We start from the raw sequence: 17277 nt of genomic DNA, 5'->3' as shown, positions 1-17277 counted from the left end.
CCCTGGACCCCCCATGCCCCGCAGAACCTACCCGAGCCTTCTCCTTCTGGCGCTGGCCGGCGCCGCCGCGGCCCAGAACGCCCCCGCGCAGGGCCCGGCCCAGCCCGTCTTCAGCGCGTCGCAGAATCCCCCCTTCGCCGTGCTGAACCCCAACGGGCCGTCGCCGGCCGTGGAACCGGGGCCGCGCTTCACCCTGGACGCCACCCAGCAGGACGTGAGGGCCATCCTCAAGGAGCTGGCCCGGCAAAGCGGCAGGCCCATGTCCATCCTGGAGATGCCGCTGCAGTTGGTCACCCTGAGCTTCAGGGACCTGCCCTTCGAGAAGGCCCTGGCCCAGGTGCTGGCCGCGGGAGGCCTGGACTACCGCCAGGTGGACGAGGGCTACGTGGTGGGCCAGTCCCTGGACCTGCGCCTGAAGTACCCGCAGGCCGGCGAGACCGAGCTGGACGCCACCTACCGGTGCCGCCGCGTGAGCGCCACGTCCCTGGCCACCACCCTCGCCAGCCTCCTGCCCGGGATCAAGGTCGTCCCGGGGCCCCTGTTCCTCTCGCCCGAGCTCAAGGAGGGCTCCAACGGGGATTCGCAGGCGTCGGCGATCAAGGCCATGGGCGCCACCGACATCATGCACCGCACCCACGACGTCGTGATCTCCGGGCCCGCGGACATGGTCCGGCGGGCCCTGACGCTGGCCCAGAAATTCGACCGTCCGCGCAAGATGGTGCGCCTGAGCGTCAAGATCATCTCCATCAGCGAAAGCGCCCAGAAGAACCTCGGGGTGGACTGGATGAATTCGCTCACCCTCAGCGCCACGGAACGGCCCAACGTCGACGGCCTCGGCAACCCGCTCAAGGATTCCCCGGGCTCGGGCGCGGCGCTGGTGGACGGGATCCGCCTGGGGAAGTTCGCCCACGCCCCCCTGGTGGTCTCCGCCACCATCAACGCCCTCGAGCAGAAGGGCCTCGCCAAGACGCTCTCCAATCCCACCCTCATGATCCTGGATGGGGAACGCAGCTTCATCCTCGACGGCCAGAAGTACAGCTATCCGGATTTCAAGGCCCGGGACAACAACGGCCAGCCCATCTTCGGGGTGGCCGAGATGAAGGTGGGCGTGTACCTCCAGGTGGGCGTCCAGGTGGGTATGGACAACGACATGGTCCTCAGCCTCTACCCCCAGGTCACCGCCGTGGCGGGGTTCACGCTCATCAACGGCGCCCAGGTGCCCAACGTGATCACCTCCGAGGAGCAGACCACGGTGAAGGCCGTGAGCGGCGAAGTGCTCGTGCTGGGCGGACTCACCAAGGAAAGCTCCGCCAAGACCCGCAACGGGATCCCCTGGCTCGGGCGCATCCCCCTGCTGGGATCCCTCTTCTCCAGCACCCTGGCCGATTCCTCCAAGGCCGAGCTCATGATCATCCTCACGCCGGAGCTGGTGGAGGATCCCGCGCCCAGGACGAACCTGGCCCTCACCGTCACGCCGGCCCCGGCGCCCTAGCCGGCTACAGGTAGTAGCCGTACAGGTCCACGTCCAGGGTCACCGGCGTGCCGCCCGCCTCCAGCTCGGCCAGCTCGCCCCGCACCTCGGAGCCCGCGGGCACCAGGAGGCCCGGGGAGAACCGCTTGCCCACGATGTTCTCGGTGAGGCGGGATTCCAGGCGGGTGGTGACCCCCGCCAGGTCGTAGGACGAGCTGCCCTGCTTCATGACGATGCCCAGCCGCACGGCGCGGGCGGACCGGTTCACCTTCCCGCGCAGGGTGAAGGAGGCCTCGGTGATCACGAGGGTCCTGCCCGCCGGCACCCGGAAGGCCTCGCCGTTCCGGGACGCGGAGAACACGCCGTTCTCGCTCACGGACCAGGAGAAGGTCCGGGCCGAGTTCTTCACGCCCACGGCCTTCACCATCACCAGCGTGCGCTCGGCCCCGAAGGCCTGGCCCGCCACCAGCGCGAGGGCCGCCGCAATGATCAACATCCTGGAACCCATGGGGATCTCCTTGCCCATCAGGTGCCGGAATGGCCCTCAAGGTTCACGCGCTTCGAGCGCCAGACCGTGGGCGAGAGCCCCGTCTCCCGGCGGAACATGCGCGCGAAGTACGCCTGCGAACTGAACCCCAGGGCCTGGGCCACGGCGCCCACGGTGAGGCTGGAGTCCGCCAGCATCCGGCAGGCCCGGTCCAGGCGCAGGAGAAGGCGGTACCGCTGGGGCGCGAGCCCCGTCTGGGCCCGGAAGCTACGTCGGAACCAGGAGTAGCTCACCCCCAGTTCCGCGGCCGCGGCCTCCAGGTTGAGCCGGTCCACGGCGGGATCGGCCAGGATGCGCCGGGCGTCGCGCACCAGGCGCCCCCTCCGGCCCTCGCCTTCGCCCTGGCGCGCGGCGATCTCCAGCCTGGCCAGGAGGTCGCCCAGGACCCCGGCCATGAGCAGGCCCGCGCCGGGCCGCGGGTCGCGGGCGAGCTCCCGCAGCTTGACGATGCCGCCCAGGAGGCCCTCGTCGAACCCCGCCCGCACCACCCGGGGCAGGGTGCCGAAAAGGTCAAGTCCCGCCCACCGCTCCATCCAGGCGCCGCCGAAGTCCACGTGGTGGAGAGTGCAGCCCCGGCGGGCGTCGGGCACCAGCCCGCAGCCCCCCCTTCCGTCCAGGAGCACCACCTCCCCCGCCTCCACCCGCTCCGGGCGCCGCCCCAGCAAGGCTTCTCCACGCACCAAGTAGATCAGGCGCCACCCCGAGGCCGGGGCGCCCATGCCGCCCTCCACGGAACCCACGGCCGTGGCGTAGAGGCCCCAGGCCTCCTCGAGGGGGGTGGGGGCGAAGGTGGCGAGTTCGGGCATGGGCGGGGTCCGGTGTCAGAAAGTGCAAACATTCTGCCAGAAGTGCGGCTATCCGGGGGGGTCCCCCGGCCCCTATGCTCTCCATGTCCCCCCGGAGCGGTCATGCGCGAAGCCCTGAAGCACCTCAAGGAATACCTGTTGTGCGGGGTCTCCCACGTGATCCCCTTCGTGGCCTGCGGGGGCATCCTCATCGCCTTCTCCATCGCCCTGGCCCCCATGCGGCCCGGAGTGGGGCCCGACTTCACCAACGCGCCCCTGCTCAAGGTGGTCCTGGACATCGGGTCGGCGGCCTTCACCCTGGTGGTGCCGGTGCTGGCGGGCTACATCGCCTTCGGCATGGCGGACCGCCCCGGGCTCGTGCCGGGCTTCGTGGGGGGATTCGTGGCCAACGCAGTGGGCGCGGGATTCCTGGGCGGCATCATCGCCGGGCTCCTGGCCGGCGGCGCCGTGATGCTCCTCAAGCGGATCCCCGTGAACCGGATGCTCCGGCCCATCATGCCGATCCTGGTGATCCCGGTCCTGTCGTCGCTGGCGGTGGGCCTGCTCATGTACGGCCTCCTGGGGGCGCCCATCCGGGACCTCATGACCTGCATGGGCCACGCGCTCCGGAGCCTGGGCAGCGGGAACCAGGTGCTCCTGGGCCTGGTGCTGGGGGCCATGATCGCCTTCGACATGGGCGGCCCCGTCAACAAGACCGCCTTCTTCTTCGGGGTGGCCATGATCAAGGAGGGCAACGTGGCCGTCATGGGCGCCTGCGCGGCGGCGATCTGCATCCCGCCCCTGGGCCTGGGCCTGGCGACCTTGCTGGCCCCGTCCCGCTGGAGCTCCCAGGAGCGGGAATCGGGCCTGGCCGCCCTGGCCATGGGCACCATCGGCATCACCGAGGGCGCCATCCCCTTCGCGGCCGCCGACCCCCTGCGGGTCATCCCGGTCATCATGGGCGGCTCCGCCCTGGGGGCGGTGCTGGCCATGCTGGGCCGGGTGGGGGACCACGCCCCCCACGGCGGGCTCATCGTCATGCCCGTGGTGGACCACCGCCTGTGGTACCTCGTCTCGATCCTGGCGGGCACCCTCGCCGTGGCCGTCGCCATGAATCTCGTCAGGGCCCGCCGGCCCAAGGAGGCCAAGTGAAGATCATCGCCATCACGGCGTGCCCCACGGGCATCGCCCACACCTACATGGCCGCGGAGTGCCTGGAGCGCGCCGGGACCTCCCTGGGCCACCAGGTCAAGGTGGAGACCCAGGGCGCCATGGGCGTGGAGAACCGCCTGACCGACAAGGACATCGAAAGCGCCGACGCCCTCATCCTGGCCGCGGACATCCCCGTGACCGGCCGGGAGCGCTTCGCCGCCGTGCCCCGGGTCCTGGAGGTGCCGGTGCAGCAGGCCATCCGGAATCCCGCCGAGATCTTCAGCCGCCTCCAATGACCCTGGAGGCCGCCTTCCCCTTTCCCCTCCCGGGCGGGCTCCACGCGCGGCCCGCGGCCGTGCTGCGGGACCGGGCCCTGGCCTTCGACGCCCAGTGCGTGCTCGTCAACGACCGCACCGGGGCCCGCGCGCCCCTGGCCAACCTCCTGGGCCTGCTGGCCACCGACACCCGCCACCTGGACCCCTGCCGCATCCAGGCCGAGGGTCCCGGGGGGGAGAAGGCGCTGGCGGACCTGTCCGGGTTCATCCAGGGCGAGTTCCTGGCCTGCGACGGGCCGGGGGAGACGGACCGCCCCGGGACCCGGGCCGGCATCGCCGTCCGGCGCATCCTCGCCCGGGCCGGGTGCGCCTTCCGGGAGGGCGTCCCCGTGGCCCCCGGGGTGGGCTCGGGCCCGGCCGTGATGGCCCGCGCCCCCAGGCCCCAGGCGCTCCCGGGGCCCTGCCCCGATCCCGGCCAGGCCCGCGCGGCCCTGCGCGCCGCCCTGGCCAGCGTGCTCGGTTCCCTGCGCGCCGCCGCGGCCCAGCCGGGCGATCCCGCCCGCTCCGCGGTGCTGGAGGCCCAGGCCGCCATGCTCCAGGACGGGGAGTGGATCGCCGTGATGGAGGCGGACCTCGCTTCGGGCGCCCCCGCGGCCGTGGACCGCGGCGTGCGGTGGGCCCGGGCCCGGCTCCTGGCCTCAAGCAACGCCTACCTGCGGGAGCGGGCCCTGGACGTCCAGGACCTGGGCGAGCGGCTCCTGGCCGAACTCACCGGGGCCGCGCCCGACGTCCTGGAGCTGCCCGGGCCCTGCGTGGTGGTGGCCCACGACCTCACCCCTTCCCGGCTCCTGGCCCTGGACCGCCGCCTCGTGCGCGGCCTGGTGCTGGCCGAAGGCGCGGCCACCTCGCACACCGCCATCCTGGCACGCAACTTCGGCATCCCCTGCGTGGCCGGGGCCCCGGGGCCCGCCTTCACGCCGGGCCAGCGCATCACGGTGGACGGGGACCGGGGCCTGCTGGTCGCGGACCCGCCGCCGGCCCTGGACGCCTACTACGCCGTCGAGGCCCGGGAGCGGTCCCGGCGCCCGGCCCCCGAGGCGGGCCTCACCTCCGACGGCGTCCGCATCGAGCTCCAGGCCAACATCCTGGGCGCCGCGGAGGCCGAATCGGCGTTCGCGTGCGGGGCGGAGGGCATCGGGCTCTTCCGCTCGGAGATGCTCTTCCTGGACCGGGCCTCGGCCCCCGGCGAGGAGGAGCAGTACCTGGCCTACCGCCAGGTGCTGGAGGCCGCCGCGGGCCGGCCCGTGGTGCTGCGCCTCCTGGACGTGGGCGGCGACAAGCCCCTGCCCTATCTGCCGCTGCCCCCGGAAGCCAACCCCTATCTGGGCCGGCGCGGCGTGCGCTGGTACGCCGTCCACCCGGAACTGGTGAGGACCCAGCTGCGGGCCGCGTCCCGCGCGGCGGCCCACGGGGACCTGCGCCTCATGATCCCGATGGTCGCCGAGGCGGAGGAGATCCGCGCCGTGCGCGCCCTGATGGCCGAGGCGGAGGGCTCCCGCCTGCCCCTGGGCATCATGGTGGAGGTGCCCGCCGCCGCCCTGAACCTGGCGGCCCTGGCCCGGGAGGCCGACTTCCTCTGCGTGGGGACCAACGACCTGGTGCAGTATCTCTTCGCGGCGGACCGCGGCGACGCGCGGGTCGCCAAGGACTGGCACGACTGGCATCCGGCGACGCTGCGCGTGCTGGCGCGCATCGTGGCCGAGGCTTCCGGCCGCCCCCTCAGCCTCTGCGGCGAGATGGCGGGGCGGTCGCGGTTGCTGCCCCTGCTGGTGGGGCTCGGCTTCCGCAACCTGAGCATGGCCCCGGCGCTCCTGCCCGAGGCCCGCAGGGTCCTCGCCGGCCTGGATTCGAACCGGTGCTGGGCCCTGGCCGGGCGCGCCCTGGAGGCCGGCGACGCCGAGGCGGTGGAGGCCCTGCTCCGCGAGGGCGGCGGGAGCCCCGGGGACGCGGGCCTGGTCACCCTGGACCTCATCGAGGCCCGCGCCTCCTGCGCCACCAAGGAGGAGGCCATCAAACTCCTGGCCGAGCGCGTTGCGGCCCTGGGCCGCGCCCGGGACCCCCTGGCCCTGGAGGAGGCCGCCTGGGAGCGCGAACTCACCTACGCCACCGGCGTGGGCTTCGGCTTCGCCGTGCCCCACTGCAAGTCCTTCGCCGTGGAAACCCCGTCCCTGGCAGTCCTGCGCCTGGCAGAGCCCGTGGAGTGGGGTTCCCTGGACGGGCTCCCCGTGGACTGCCTCCTCTTCCTGGCCACCCCCGCCGGCGACGGCGGCCAGGAGCACCTGCGCGTCTTCGCCCGCCTCGCCCGCAAGCTCATGGACGAAGGCTTCCGCGACGCCCTGCGGAACGCCCCCACGTCCCAGGCCATCCTCACGCACCTCACGAACCAGGTCATCACCCCCCTTTGACAGGACGCCCCATGCGCAGAACCCTCCTCGCCGCCTCCCTCACCACCTCCCTGGCTTCGCTGATCGCCGCGGCGCCCGACCTCGAGAAGGGGCGGACCCTCTTCGTGGCCAACTACTCCCACCTGGACACCCAGTGGCGCTGGGCCTACCCGCTGGTGGTGCGGGAGATGCTCCGCAACACGCTCTACGACAACTTCCGCATCATGGAGGAGCACCCAGAATACGTCTTCAACTGGTCGGGCGCCGGGCGCTACCAGCTCATCAAGGAGTACTACCCCGCCGAGTACGCGCGCCTCAAGGCCTACGTGGCCAAGGGCCAGTGGTGGCCGTCCTCCAACGCCTGGGAGGAATCGGACGTCAACGTGCCCGCCTCGGAATCCATCATCCGCCAGCTCCTGGTGGGCCACACCTTCTTCAAGCGGGAATTCGGAACGGAGAGCTCGGACTTCATGCTGCCGGACTGCTTCGGGTTCCCGGCCTCCCTGCCCTCCATCCTGGCCCACTGCGGCCTCAAGGGCTTCTCGACCCAGAAGCTCACCTGGCATTCCGCCAACGGCATCCCCTTCAACGTGGGGCGCTGGGAGGGACCCGACGGCAATTCGGTGGTGGCCGCCCTCAACGCGGGCACCTACGACGCCCATCTCACCGCGCCCCTGGACGGCGAGGCCTGGGTCAAGCGCCTGGACGCCAACGGCGCGGCCTCGGGCCTGAAGGTGGACTACCTCTACAACGGCAACGGGGACGAGGGCGGGTCGCCCTTCCCGGATTCGCTGGCGACCCTCTGGGCCGGGCTCAAGGCCAAGGGCCCCGTGAACGTGGTCGCGGGCCGGGCCGACCTCATGTTCAACGCCATCACCGACGCCCAGAAGGCCAAGCTCCCCTCCTACCGCGGGGACCTCCTGCTCATCGAGCACTCCGCGGGCTCCCTCTCCTCCCAGGCCTTCATGAAGCACGTGAACCGCCGCAACGAGCTCCTGGCGGACGCGGCGGAAAAGGCCAGCACCGCGGCCCTCCTCCTGGGGGCGGCCCCCTACCCCGCCGCCACCCTGGAGAAGGCCTGGGGCCTGGTGCTGCGCAACGAGTTCCACGACATCCTGCCCGGCACCTCCCTGCCCAAGAGCTACGAATACGCCTGGAACGACGAGCTCCTGGCGGCCAAGGCCTTCCAGGGGAGCCTGGAGGACGGCGTGGCCGCCGTCACGCGGGGCCTGGACACGCGGGTGGAGGGCGTGCCCCTGGTGGTCTTCAATCCCCTGGGCATCGCCCGGGAGGACGTGGTGGACGCCCTGGTCCCCGAGGCCCTGGCCAAGGCCGGCAGCCTCGTGGCCACCGACGGCGCCGGGCGCAAGCTGCCCACCCAGCTCACCGTGGGCCCCGACGGGAAGTCCCACGTGATCTTCCGGGCCAAGGTGCCCTCCGTGGGCTTCGCGGTCTTCGGCCTCCAGGCCGGCCCGGCCTCCGGGAGCCGGGAGCTCTCCGCCACGGCGCGGGTGATCGAGAACGCCCGCTACCGCGTGACCCTCCTCGATTCCGGCGACCTGGGCGGGGTCTACGACAAGGTCAACCGCCGCGAGCTCCTCTCGGGGCCGGGACGCCTGGCCTTCCACCACGAGAAGCCCTCGCGGTGGCCGGCGTGGAACATGGACTGGCACGACCGCCAGAAGCCCGCCCGGGCCTTCGTCTCGGGCCCCGCGCGCATCTCGGTGCTGGAAAACGGCCCCGTGCGCGTGTCGCTCCAGGTGGAGCGCGAGTCCGAAGGTTCCCGCTTCCAGCAGACCTTCAGCCTCACCCTGGGCGGCGACCGCGTGGAGGTGGCCAACCTCGTGGACTGGAAGTCCTCCCAGAGCTCCCTCAAGGCCGACCTGCCCCTGGCCGTCTCCAACCCGCAGGCCACCTACAACTGGGACCTGGGCACCATCTCCCGGGGCAACAACGATCCAAAGAAGTACGAGGTGCCCACCCACGGCTGGATGGACCTCACCGACGCCAAGGGCGACTACGGCGTCACCGTCCTCACCGGCGCCAAGTACGGGTCCGACAAGCCCGACGACCACACCCTGCGCCTGACCCTCCTGTACACGCCCGGCGTGGACAAGGACTACCGCGAGCAGCGCTTCCAGGACTGGGGCCGCCACGCCTTCACCTACGGCATCGCCGGCCACAAGGGCGACTGGCGCAAGGCCGGCAGCCCCTGGCTGGCCCAGCGCCAGGACCGGCCCCTGGAGGCCTTCCAGGCCGCCCCCCACGCGGGGCCCCTGGGGCGGGCCTTCAGCCTGCTGCAGGTGTCCGGGGCCCAGGTGGCCATCCAGGCCGTGAAGCGCGCCGAGGACGGCAACGGCGTCGTGGTCCGCCTCCAGGAGCTGGACGGCGCCCCCGCGGAGGTGGCCCTCAAGGCCGCCGGCCCCGTGCGCGCCGCCCGGGAACTGGACGGCCTCGAGCGCCCCCTGGGCACCGTGGCGGTGAAGGACGGCGCCCTCAAGCTGGCCTTCAAGCCCTACCAGCTCCGCACCCTCGGGCTGGCCCTGGACGCGCCCGCGGCCCTGCCCGCGCCGGCCTCCACCCCCCTGGACCTGCCCTTCAACCTCCAGGCCTTCACCACCGACGGCCACCGGGAGGACGGGGCCATGGACGGCGCCTTCACGGGCTATCCCGCCGAGATGATCGAGGACGCGGTCCAGGCCGCGGGCGTCACCTTCCGCATGGGCCCCCGCGCGCCCCGGACCCCCAACGCCGTGGCCTGCGACGGCCAGACCCTCGCCCTGCCCCCGGGCACCCGGAAGGTGCACCTCCTGCTGGCCGCCTCCGTGGGCAATGCCAGCGCCGTGTTCAAGGCGGGCGCCTCGGCCGTGACGGTGCCGGTGCCGGCCTGGACGGGCTACGTGGGCTCCTGGGACAACCGGGTCTTCGACGGCGAGGTCTCCGAGAAGACCTACAGCGTGGACAATCCCATGCTGCGCCTGGATCCCGCCTTCCTGGCCCCGGGAAGGCCCGCCTGGTGGGCCTCGCACCTCCACGCCAAGGGCGAGGACCGGGTGTACGAATACAGCTACATGTTCTCCGTGCCCGTGGAGATTCCGGAGGGGGCGTCCACCCTCACCCTGCCCCGGGACCGCAACGTGAAGGTCTTCGCCGCCACCGCGGCCTCCGTGGACAACACGGACGTCCTGCCCCTGCGTCCCCTCTTCCCGGAACTCCTGCGGGACGCGGCCTTCCAGGCGCGGTTCGCCAGGCCGTGACCTGACGATATACTCCGGGGGACTGGAGAACGCATGATCCGCAGATGTTCCGACCTGCCCATGGAACCCAAGATGGCCATCCGGGGCGGGTCGGGGCCCGCGTCGAGCGGGGACTACTTCGGCATGGGCGCCATGGACGGGGTCGTGGGCGCGGGGCGCACGGTGCTGGAGCCCGGCTCCAGCATCGGGGAACACCCCCACCCCAACACCGACGAGCTCTACCTGATCATGGAGGGCCACGGCACCGGGATCCTGGACGGGGAACGGTTCCCCGTGGGGCCGGGGGATCTCTTCATCCTGAAGGCGGGCCACACCCACGGGCTGGTGAACGACTCCGGGGAACGGCTCGTGTTCTTCGGCCTGCTCACCCGGCAGGACCCCGGGTCCCCCTTGCGGAAATAAATTAATAATACATATTTCGGGAACCTTCTTCAGCGGGGCGTCCCCGGCGGCGCCGTGCTCGAATCCCACCCAACGTCCGGCCATGGAGGCCCGGCGGATCCGCCCGCCCGTTCCACATGCCCCCGAGGATCCCCTCCCTTTTCATCGTCTTGGGTCTGGCCACCGGGCTGGGGGCCCAGGATCGCACGGAACTGGTGAACCGGTCAGGCCGGCCCTGGACCCTGGCCCTGGCCGAAGGCCCCAAGCCCGGCCGGGGCACCCTGACCCTCGTGGACAAGTTCACGGGAAAGGTGCGGGCCGAGCTGTCCAAGGTCGGCGAGAGCGCCACCCTGCCGCCCCAGGGGCGCGTCCTGCTCATCTTCAACCGCAGCGGCGGCTACCTCTACCGGGATTTCCTGCTGAAGGACGCCCTGGGCTATTACGCCGAATACGTCGCCAGTGTGGAATTCCTTTCCACGCCCCGCATTTCCATCCAGCTCGTGGACCAGCACGTGGGACCCCCCATGGACCGGGCGGATGATGGGGCCGTGAAACAGTACGTCATGGATGCCATCGCGGTCGGAAGTGGGAACATCATTATTCATCACAATTCACTCCAGGAACTGAATTCGCTAGACCATCCGGCCGCATTTCTACCCGCATTCGAGCCAATGGCCATTCCAGTGGACTGATTTATCGACCTATTGACAAATACAATAAATAAGCCAGACTTGAAACGTGGATTGAGTCGCAACCTCGATTCGCACCTCTTGGTAATTCATTAATCATTGCCGCCGTCCATACGGCCTCGCCTTGTTGGAGTTTTCCCGTGAACGCATTCGTTCTCGTAGCCTTCCTCTGCCCCACGCTCGCCCTATCCGCCCAGTCCCCCGCACAGCCTGCCGGAACGCCGGGCGGCGATTCCATCCTCGTGGGCGACTACCGGCCAACCCCCGTCGACCAGCCCCAGGTGGTGGAAGCGAAAAGCTTCCTCCAGCAGAAGCTGCCCAACCTGACCTTCCTGGACGTGACCCGGGCCTACACCCAGGTGGTGGCGGGCCTCAACGTCAAGCTGGTGGCCCGGGTGCTGGACGAGGAAGGGACCATGGACTGGGAGTTCGTGGCGTACCAGAGCCTGGACGGGAAGTGGCACCTCACCTCCGCGAGCCGCATCTGACCGGGACGCCTCAATCGGCCAGGCCCGCCCATCCGGGGTCGGGCGCAAACCGGCCGCCCAGGCGATGTTCCAGGCCCTCCAGGCGGGCCCGCTGCACCTCGGCCCCCTCGTTGCGGCTGTGGTGGATGGGCCCGCCCGTGCAGGGGGCGAAGCCGGTTCCGAAGATCATGCCGGCATCCAGCAGGTCCGCGTCCAGGGTGATGCCTTCCCGGAGGCAGGCCACCGACTCGTTCAGGAGCCGGAGGACCAGGCGCTGCTCCACGGGCCCGCCCGGCGTGGGCAGGGGTCCCCGGGGCATGCGGGGACGGCCGCCGCGGTAGTCGTAGAACCCCCGGCCGGTCTTGCGGCCCAGGCGCCCCGCGGCCACCAGGTCCTCCAGGCGCCGGGGCACGGGGGTGCCGAAGGTGGCCCCCAGGATCCGGGCCACGGAAAGACAGACGTCCAGGCCCACGGTGTCGGCCAGGTGCACCGGCCCCATGGGCATGCCGAAAGCCAGGGCCGCCCGGTCGATTTCCTGGGCCGGCACGCCCTCCCCCTCCAGGGCCACGGCCTCCAGGAGGTAGGGCATGAGGATGCGGTTCACCAGGAAGCCCGGGGTGCTCCGCACGGGCAGGGGTAGGCGCCGGATGGCGCCCACGAAGGCAAGCGCCCGCTCGGTGACCTCGGCCGGCGTGGTGGCCATGGACACCACCTCCACCAGCTGCATGCGCGCCACGGGGTTGAAGAAATGGAGGCCCACGAACCGCTCGGGATGCGCCAGGGCGCCGGCCAGCTCCTCCAGGGGGATGCAGGAGGTGTTGGTGGCCAGGAGGGCTCCGGGGCGCATGCGGGGCTCCAGGGTGCGGTACAGGGCACGCTTGGCCTCGGGGTCCTCGAAGATGGCCTCGATGACCACGTCGGCCCGGGCGGCGCCATCGCCGGCCAGGTCCCCACCGATGCGGTCCAGGGCCGCGGCCACAAGGCGGGGATCCTTGAGCTTGTGGCGGAAGAGTTCCGCGGCGCGCCGCATGGCCTGGGCCAGGCGGCGGCCGTCCAGGTCCTGGACGGTCACCTGGAGTCCCTGGAGGGCGCACCAGGCCGCGATGTCGCCGCCCATGGCGCCCGCCCCCGCCACGTGCACGAAGCGCGCCGGGGGATGATCCGACCGGCCGAGGGATTTGAGCCGCTCCTGGAGCTGGAAGACCCGGACCAGGTTCCGGGAGGTGGGGCCGGCGATGAGCTGGGCCACGGACCGGGCCTCCGCGGCGTAGGCGTCTTCCGGATTCCGGGCCTGGGCCTCCCATAGGCCGATGAGGGCGGTGGGCGCAGGGTAGCGGGCCGGGGGGGCCGCCCGGGCCACCCGGCTCCGGAGGAACCGGGCCAGGAGCGGCCGCAGCGGCCACACGCCGGGCAGCCGCCGCACCCACGGGGCCCGCCGGGGCGGCGCGGCGCGGCGCAGGGCGGCGAGGGCGGCCAAGGCGAGCATGCGCTCCGGCACCACTTCGTCCACGAGGCCCAGGGCGCGCGCCCTGGGGGCCGGGAGGGTCCTCCCCGTGAGCATCAGGTCCAGGGCCGCCGCCGGGCCCAGGAGGCGCGCCAGGCGCACGGTCCCGCCGAAGCCCGGGTGGATGCCCAGCAGGACCTCCGGCAGGCCCAGGCGGGTTTCCGGGGCGTCGGAGGCCACCCGGTACCGGCAGGCCAGGGCCAGTTCCAGGCCGCCCCCCAGGCAGTAGCCGTGCACCAGGGCCACCGTGGGCACGGAAAGGGCCTCCAACTTTGCGAAGACCCCCTGCCCGCGGCGGATCCGCGCCGCGGCCTCCCCGCCCTGGGCCAGGCCTTCGAATTCCGAAACGTCGGCGCCCGCGATGAACCCGCCGGCCTTGCCCGAGCGCAGGGTCAACCCCTTCCACGAGCCCTCGGCCACCCGGTCCAGCACCCGGTCCAGTTCCTCCATCACCTGGGCGGAAAGCGTGTTGGCGGTTGCGTCGGCCCGGTCCAGGACCAGATGCAGGAAGCCCTCTCCGTCCGCCTCCGCCCGCCAGTGCCTGAACCCTTCGAATCCGGGGGGCATCACGCGCCCTCCCGTTCCAGGAGCATGGCCCCGCCCTGCCCGCCGCCGATGCACAGGCTGGCCAGGCCCCGGCGGGCGCCGTTCCGCCTGAGCACGTGGAGCAGGTGGAGCACGATGCGGGCCCCGCTGCAGCCCACGGGGTGGCCCAGGGCGATGCCGCCCCCGTCCACGTTCAGGCGCGCGGGGTCGATGGGGTCGAAGGGGGGCGCGTGCAGTTCCTCTCGGCAGTAGTCCGCGTCCGCCCAGGCCTCCTGGCAGGCCAGGACCTGGGCGGCGAAGGCCTCGTTGATCTCCCAGAAGTCCACGTCGCCGGTGCGCAGACCGTTCCGGCGGAGGATGGGCGCCATGGCGTGCACCGGGCCCAGGCCCATCTGGCTGGGCTCCAGGCCCGCCCACTGGCAGTCCGCCACCTGCCCCAGGCTCCTGAGCCCGTGGCGGACCATGGCCTCCTCGCTGGCCAGGAGGAGGCAGGCGGCACCGTCCGTGACCTGGGCGCTGTTGCCCGCGGTGACCCGGCCGTGGGGGGGATCGAAGGCGGGCCGGAGGCGCCCCAGCCCCGCCAGGTCCGCGTCCCGCCGCAGGCCCTCGTCCCGGTCGCGGAAGGCGCCGTCCGCGCCGGCGAGGGGGGCCAACTCCTCCAGGCGGCCTTCGTCCTGGGCCCGGGCGAGGCGCTGGTGGCTGGCCAGGGCGTAGGCGTCCATGCGTTCCCGGGTGAGGCCGAAGCGGTTGGCGAGCAGCTCCGCGGTCTGGCCCATGTTCAGCCCAGCGAGGGGATCCGTGAGGCCCCGGGCCAGGCTGATGACCGGCTTGAGGTGGGCCGGGCGGAACCGGGCCGCGGCCCGCACCTTGGCCCACAGGGTCCGGGCCCGGGCCAGGTCCGCCAGCACCCGAACCATTCCGTCACTGAAGAGCACCGGGGACTGGCTCATGGCTTCCGTGCCCCCCGCCAGCACCAGGTCGGCCCGGCCGCAGGCGATGTCCAGGGCAGCGGCGTCGATGGCCTGCATGCCCGAGCCGCAGTTCCGCTGCACGGTCCAGGCGGGCACCGCCTTCCCGCACCCCAGGCGCAGGGCCACCAGTCGCGCGATGTTGGCCTCGTCGGGGCCGGGAACGATGCACCCGAGGATCACCTCGTCCAGGTCCTCGGGCCGGAAGGTCTGGCGGGCGAGAAGGGCCCTGCCCGCCGCCACGGCCAGGTCCGAGGCCCGGAAGGGGCCCGGCGCGCCGCGGGCCTTGAGGAAGGGCGTGCGCGCCCCGTCGACGATGTGGACGGGGCGCCCCCCCGCGTAGGCTCCCATGGTCATTCCTTGGGTTGGCCGATGCGGGTGAAGTCGTCCACGCGGATGGCCTCGCGGCGGGCTTCCAGGGCCCGGCGCAGGGTATCCCCCTCCGGGCCCGTGAGGATGCCGGCCTTGATCCCCGCCGCCAGCAGGGCATCGTCGGGCCCCGCGGCCAGGAGGCCCTTGCCCACGGCGGCCCAGAGCTTCTTCTCCACGGGTTCCGCGGCGATGACCTTGCGCAGGGCGTCCTCCAGGCGGCCCACCGGCTCCCGGGGGTCCATGGGCACGAAGGCGCCGGCGGTGAGGCGGTCCCTCACCGCCGAAGGCTCGATCAGGATCGACGCGAGGCGGTGGCCCAGGTGGTCGCTGGGCCCCTTGGCGTGACGCCCGGTGGGGAAGATGAGCCCGCGGAGCAACCAAGCCGCAGGCCGGCTGGGCAGGTTCCGGAACAGGCCGTCGAAGGCCTCCTCGATCTTCTGGAACCCGTCCTCGCAGGCCCAACGAAGGAGCGGCCATTCCCCCGCCGGGCGGCCCCGGTCCTCGAACTGCTTGAGGCAGGCGGAAACCAGGTACAGGTTGCTGAGGATGTCGGCGCACCGGCCCGAGAGCTTCTCCTTGCGCTTCAGGCCGCCGCCCAGGGTGAGCAGGGCCATGTCGGACGCCAGGGCGAAGGCGGCGGAATACCGGGTGGCCCGCTGGTAGAAGCGCCGGGCGGGGCCCCCCGGGGCCCGGGCCAGCCTCCCGCCCGTGAGGCCGTGGAACAGCGCCCTCGCGGCCACGGACAGGGTGAAGGCGACATGGGCGCCCATGTGGTGGTCAAACTCTCCCAGGGCGTCCTCATGGCGCAGGGCGCGCATCTCGTTGAGCACGTGCGGGTGGCAGCGGATGACCCCCTGCCCGAAGATGATGAGCGTGCGGGTGAGGATGTTCGCGCCTTCCACCGTGATGCTGATGGGGATGGCCTGGTGGGCCCGGCCCAGGATGTTCCGGGGGCCCAGACAGATGCCGCTGCCACCCAGCACGTCCATGCCGTCGCAGATCAGCCGGCGGCTGCGCTCCGTGCACTGGTACTTCACGATGGCCGAGATGACCGAGGGGCGCTCCCCCTGGTCCAGGGCGCCGCAGGTCATGGTGCGTGCGGCGTCCATGACGTAGGCGTTGCCGGCGATGCGGGCCAGGGGCTCCTCGATGCCCTCGAACTTCCCGATGGGCAGGCGGAACTGCTTGCGGACCCGGGCGTAGGCGCCCGCCACCAGGGCGACGATCTTGCCGCCGCCCGTGGAGAGCGCGGGCAGCGACAGGGACCGCCCCGCGGCCAGGCACTCCATGAGCATCTTCCAGCCCCGGCCCGCCTGGGCCGCGCCCCCGATGATCCAGTCCACGGGGATGAAGACGTCCCGGCCCCAGTTGGGCCCCACCTGGAAGGGGATCCCCATGGCGTCGTGCCGGGTGCCGATGACCACGCCCGGGGTGGAGGTGGGGATGAGGGCCAAGGTGATGCCTTCGCTGCCCTCGGGCAGGAGGCGGTCGGGGTCGGTGAGCCGGAAGGCCAGCCCCAGGAGGGTGGCCACGGGGCCCAGCGTGATGTAGCGCTTCTCCCAGTTCAGGCGGATGCCCAGGATCTCCCGTCCCTCGAAGGCGCCCCGGCACACCACGCCGGTGTCCGGGATGGAGGCGGCGTCGCTGCCGGCCTCGGGGGAGGTGAGGGCGAAGCAGGGGAGGTCGATACCCCGGGCCAGGCGGGGCAGGTAGTGGTTCTTCTGCGCCTCGGTGCCATAGTGGTTCAGCAGCTCCGCGGGCCCCAGGGAATTGGGCACCATGACCGTCACCACCGCGGCGGCGCTGCGCCCCGCCAGCTTGATGATCACCTGGGAGTGGGCCAGGGCCGAGAACCCGAGGCCCCCGTATTCCTTCGGGATGATCATCCCGAAAAAGCCCTTCTCCTTCAGGAAGGCCCACACCTCGGGGGGCAGGTCCTTGAGGTCCTCCACGATGCGCCAGTCGTCCAGCATGCCGCAGAGCTCCTCCACCGGCCCGTCCAGGAAGGCCTGCTCCGCGGCGGTGAGGACGGGGGCGGGCCGCGACAGGAGACGGGCCCAGTCGGGGCGGCCGCTGAAGAGCTCGCCGTCCCACCAGACCGTTCCGGCCTCCAGGGCCTCCTGCTCCGTGCGGGAGAGGGGCGGCAGCTTGCCCTTGAAGACGGCCAGGAGGGGCCGCATGAGCAGGGCCCGGCGCAGCGGGGGCAGGTTCAGGACGAGGGCCGCGGCGGCGAAGGCGGCCCAGGCCGCCGGCGGGGCTCCGGCCCACGCCTCCCAGGCCGCGAGGACCGCGGCCGCCAGGGCCGTCCACAGGGCCAACCCCGCCCGGAAGTAGGCGAAGGTAAAGGCGATGACGATTAACGTGGCCGCTGCGTAAAACTGGATCATCGCAATTCCCTTGGAGGTGGGTGGGGATCGGG

General features: G+C 72.2%; 13 protein-coding genes. 8 read left to right on the top strand and 5 right to left on the bottom strand.

Annotated features, from left to right (window positions below):
• The first annotated feature begins 13 nt into the window (after positions 1-13).
• Positions 14-1492, top strand: a complete 1479-nt coding sequence (locus ACZ5LB_RS20050; protein ID WP_464603980.1) for a hypothetical protein — start codon at positions 14-16, stop codon at positions 1490-1492.
• Positions 1493-1496: 4 nt separating this feature from the next.
• Here the strand turns inward: ACZ5LB_RS20050 and ACZ5LB_RS20045 are convergent, their stop codons facing one another.
• Positions 1497-1967: a hypothetical protein gene (locus ACZ5LB_RS20045; protein WP_464603979.1), complete on the bottom strand. Its 471-nt coding sequence runs from the start codon at positions 1965-1967 to the stop codon at positions 1497-1499.
• A 29-nt stretch (positions 1968-1996) separates the two neighbouring features.
• Positions 1997-2824: a helix-turn-helix domain-containing protein gene (locus tag ACZ5LB_RS20040; RefSeq protein ID WP_464603978.1), complete on the bottom strand. Its 828-nt coding sequence runs from the start codon at positions 2822-2824 to the stop codon at positions 1997-1999.
• Positions 2825-2926: 102 nt separating this feature from the next.
• Here ACZ5LB_RS20040 and ACZ5LB_RS20035 point away from each other — a divergent pair, with 102 nt between their 5' ends.
• From ACZ5LB_RS20035 to ACZ5LB_RS20005, 7 genes are all read left to right on the top strand, one after another.
• On the top strand, positions 2927-3955 hold the full coding sequence (locus ACZ5LB_RS20035) for a PTS fructose transporter subunit IIC (protein ID WP_464603977.1): 1029 nt from the start codon (positions 2927-2929) through the stop codon (positions 3953-3955).
• Positions 3952-4251, top strand: a complete 300-nt coding sequence (locus ACZ5LB_RS20030) for a PTS fructose transporter subunit IIB (RefSeq protein ID WP_464603976.1) — start codon at positions 3952-3954, stop codon at positions 4249-4251. Before ACZ5LB_RS20035 ends, ACZ5LB_RS20030 begins: the two co-directional genes overlap by 4 nt.
• Positions 4248-6695, top strand: coding sequence for a phosphoenolpyruvate--protein phosphotransferase (gene ptsP, locus ACZ5LB_RS20025; RefSeq protein ID WP_464603975.1), 2448 nt, complete (start codon positions 4248-4250; stop codon positions 6693-6695). The genes ACZ5LB_RS20030 and ptsP overlap by 4 nt, the downstream gene beginning before the upstream one ends.
• Positions 6696-6706: 11 nt before the next feature.
• The gene (locus ACZ5LB_RS20020) at positions 6707-9931 is read left to right on the top strand and encodes an alpha-mannosidase (RefSeq protein ID WP_464603974.1); all 3225 of its coding nucleotides are present in this window, start codon (positions 6707-6709) and stop codon (positions 9929-9931) included.
• 33 nt (positions 9932-9964) lie between these two features.
• Entirely contained in the window at positions 9965-10333 is a 369-nt protein-coding gene (locus ACZ5LB_RS20015) for a cupin domain-containing protein (protein WP_464603973.1), read from the top strand.
• Positions 10334-10449: 116 nt separating this feature from the next.
• Entirely contained in the window at positions 10450-11004 is a 555-nt protein-coding gene (locus ACZ5LB_RS20010; protein ID WP_464603972.1) for a hypothetical protein, read from the top strand.
• Positions 11005-11141: 137 nt separating this feature from the next.
• Positions 11142-11489, top strand: a complete 348-nt coding sequence (locus ACZ5LB_RS20005) for a cystatin family protein (RefSeq protein ID WP_464603971.1) — start codon at positions 11142-11144, stop codon at positions 11487-11489.
• A 10-nt stretch (positions 11490-11499) separates the two neighbouring features.
• On the opposite strand, the gene ACZ5LB_RS20000 is transcribed toward ACZ5LB_RS20005, so the two are convergent.
• Genes ACZ5LB_RS20000 through ACZ5LB_RS19990 form a run of 3 tightly spaced genes read right to left on the bottom strand, consistent with a single transcriptional unit; the run spans position 11500 to position 17245 of the window.
• On the bottom strand, positions 11500-13539 hold the full coding sequence (locus ACZ5LB_RS20000) for a 3-hydroxyacyl-CoA dehydrogenase NAD-binding domain-containing protein (RefSeq protein WP_464603970.1): 2040 nt from the start codon (positions 13537-13539) through the stop codon (positions 11500-11502).
• Positions 13539-14843, bottom strand: coding sequence for an acetyl-CoA C-acetyltransferase (locus tag ACZ5LB_RS19995; RefSeq protein ID WP_464603969.1), 1305 nt, complete (start codon positions 14841-14843; stop codon positions 13539-13541). Before ACZ5LB_RS19995 ends, ACZ5LB_RS20000 begins: the two co-directional genes overlap by 1 nt.
• Positions 14840-17245, bottom strand: coding sequence for an acyl-CoA dehydrogenase (locus ACZ5LB_RS19990; protein WP_464603968.1), 2406 nt, complete (start codon positions 17243-17245; stop codon positions 14840-14842). The genes ACZ5LB_RS19995 and ACZ5LB_RS19990 overlap by 4 nt, the downstream gene beginning before the upstream one ends.
• Positions 17246-17277: the final 32 nt, after the last annotated feature.

It is taken from the genome of Mesoterricola sp. MK458 (genome assembly GCF_055384935.1).
Note: the sequence above shows the minus strand (reverse complement) of the source record. Positions and strands in the feature narration are given on the sequence as shown.

Bases quoted from the DNA above. Each gene is read 5' to 3' on its own strand.
- ACZ5LB_RS20000 (WP_464603970.1), bottom strand. From the start codon at position 13,539: ATGCCCCCCGGATTCGAAGGGTTCAGGCACTGGCGGGCGGAGGCGGAC.
- ACZ5LB_RS19990 (WP_464603968.1), bottom strand. From the start codon at position 17,245: ATGATCCAGTTTTACGCAGCGGCCACGTTAATCGTCATCGCCTTTACC.
- ACZ5LB_RS20010 (WP_464603972.1), top strand. From the start codon at position 10,450: ATGCCCCCGAGGATCCCCTCCCTTTTCATCGTCTTGGGTCTGGCCACC.
- ACZ5LB_RS20015 (WP_464603973.1), top strand. From the start codon at position 9,965: ATGATCCGCAGATGTTCCGACCTGCCCATGGAACCCAAGATGGCCATC.
- ACZ5LB_RS20035 (WP_464603977.1), top strand. From the start codon at position 2,927: ATGCGCGAAGCCCTGAAGCACCTCAAGGAATACCTGTTGTGCGGGGTC.
- ACZ5LB_RS20045 (WP_464603979.1), bottom strand. From the start codon at position 1,967: ATGTTGATCATTGCGGCGGCCCTCGCGCTGGTGGCGGGCCAGGCCTTC.
- ACZ5LB_RS20050 (WP_464603980.1), top strand. From the start codon at position 14: ATGCCCCGCAGAACCTACCCGAGCCTTCTCCTTCTGGCGCTGGCCGGC.
- ACZ5LB_RS20020 (WP_464603974.1), top strand. From the start codon at position 6,707: ATGCGCAGAACCCTCCTCGCCGCCTCCCTCACCACCTCCCTGGCTTCG.
- ACZ5LB_RS19995 (WP_464603969.1), bottom strand. From the start codon at position 14,843: ATGACCATGGGAGCCTACGCGGGGGGGCGCCCCGTCCACATCGTCGAC.
- ACZ5LB_RS20040 (WP_464603978.1), bottom strand. From the start codon at position 2,824: ATGCCCGAACTCGCCACCTTCGCCCCCACCCCCCTCGAGGAGGCCTGG.
- ptsP (WP_464603975.1), top strand. From the start codon at position 4,248: ATGACCCTGGAGGCCGCCTTCCCCTTTCCCCTCCCGGGCGGGCTCCAC.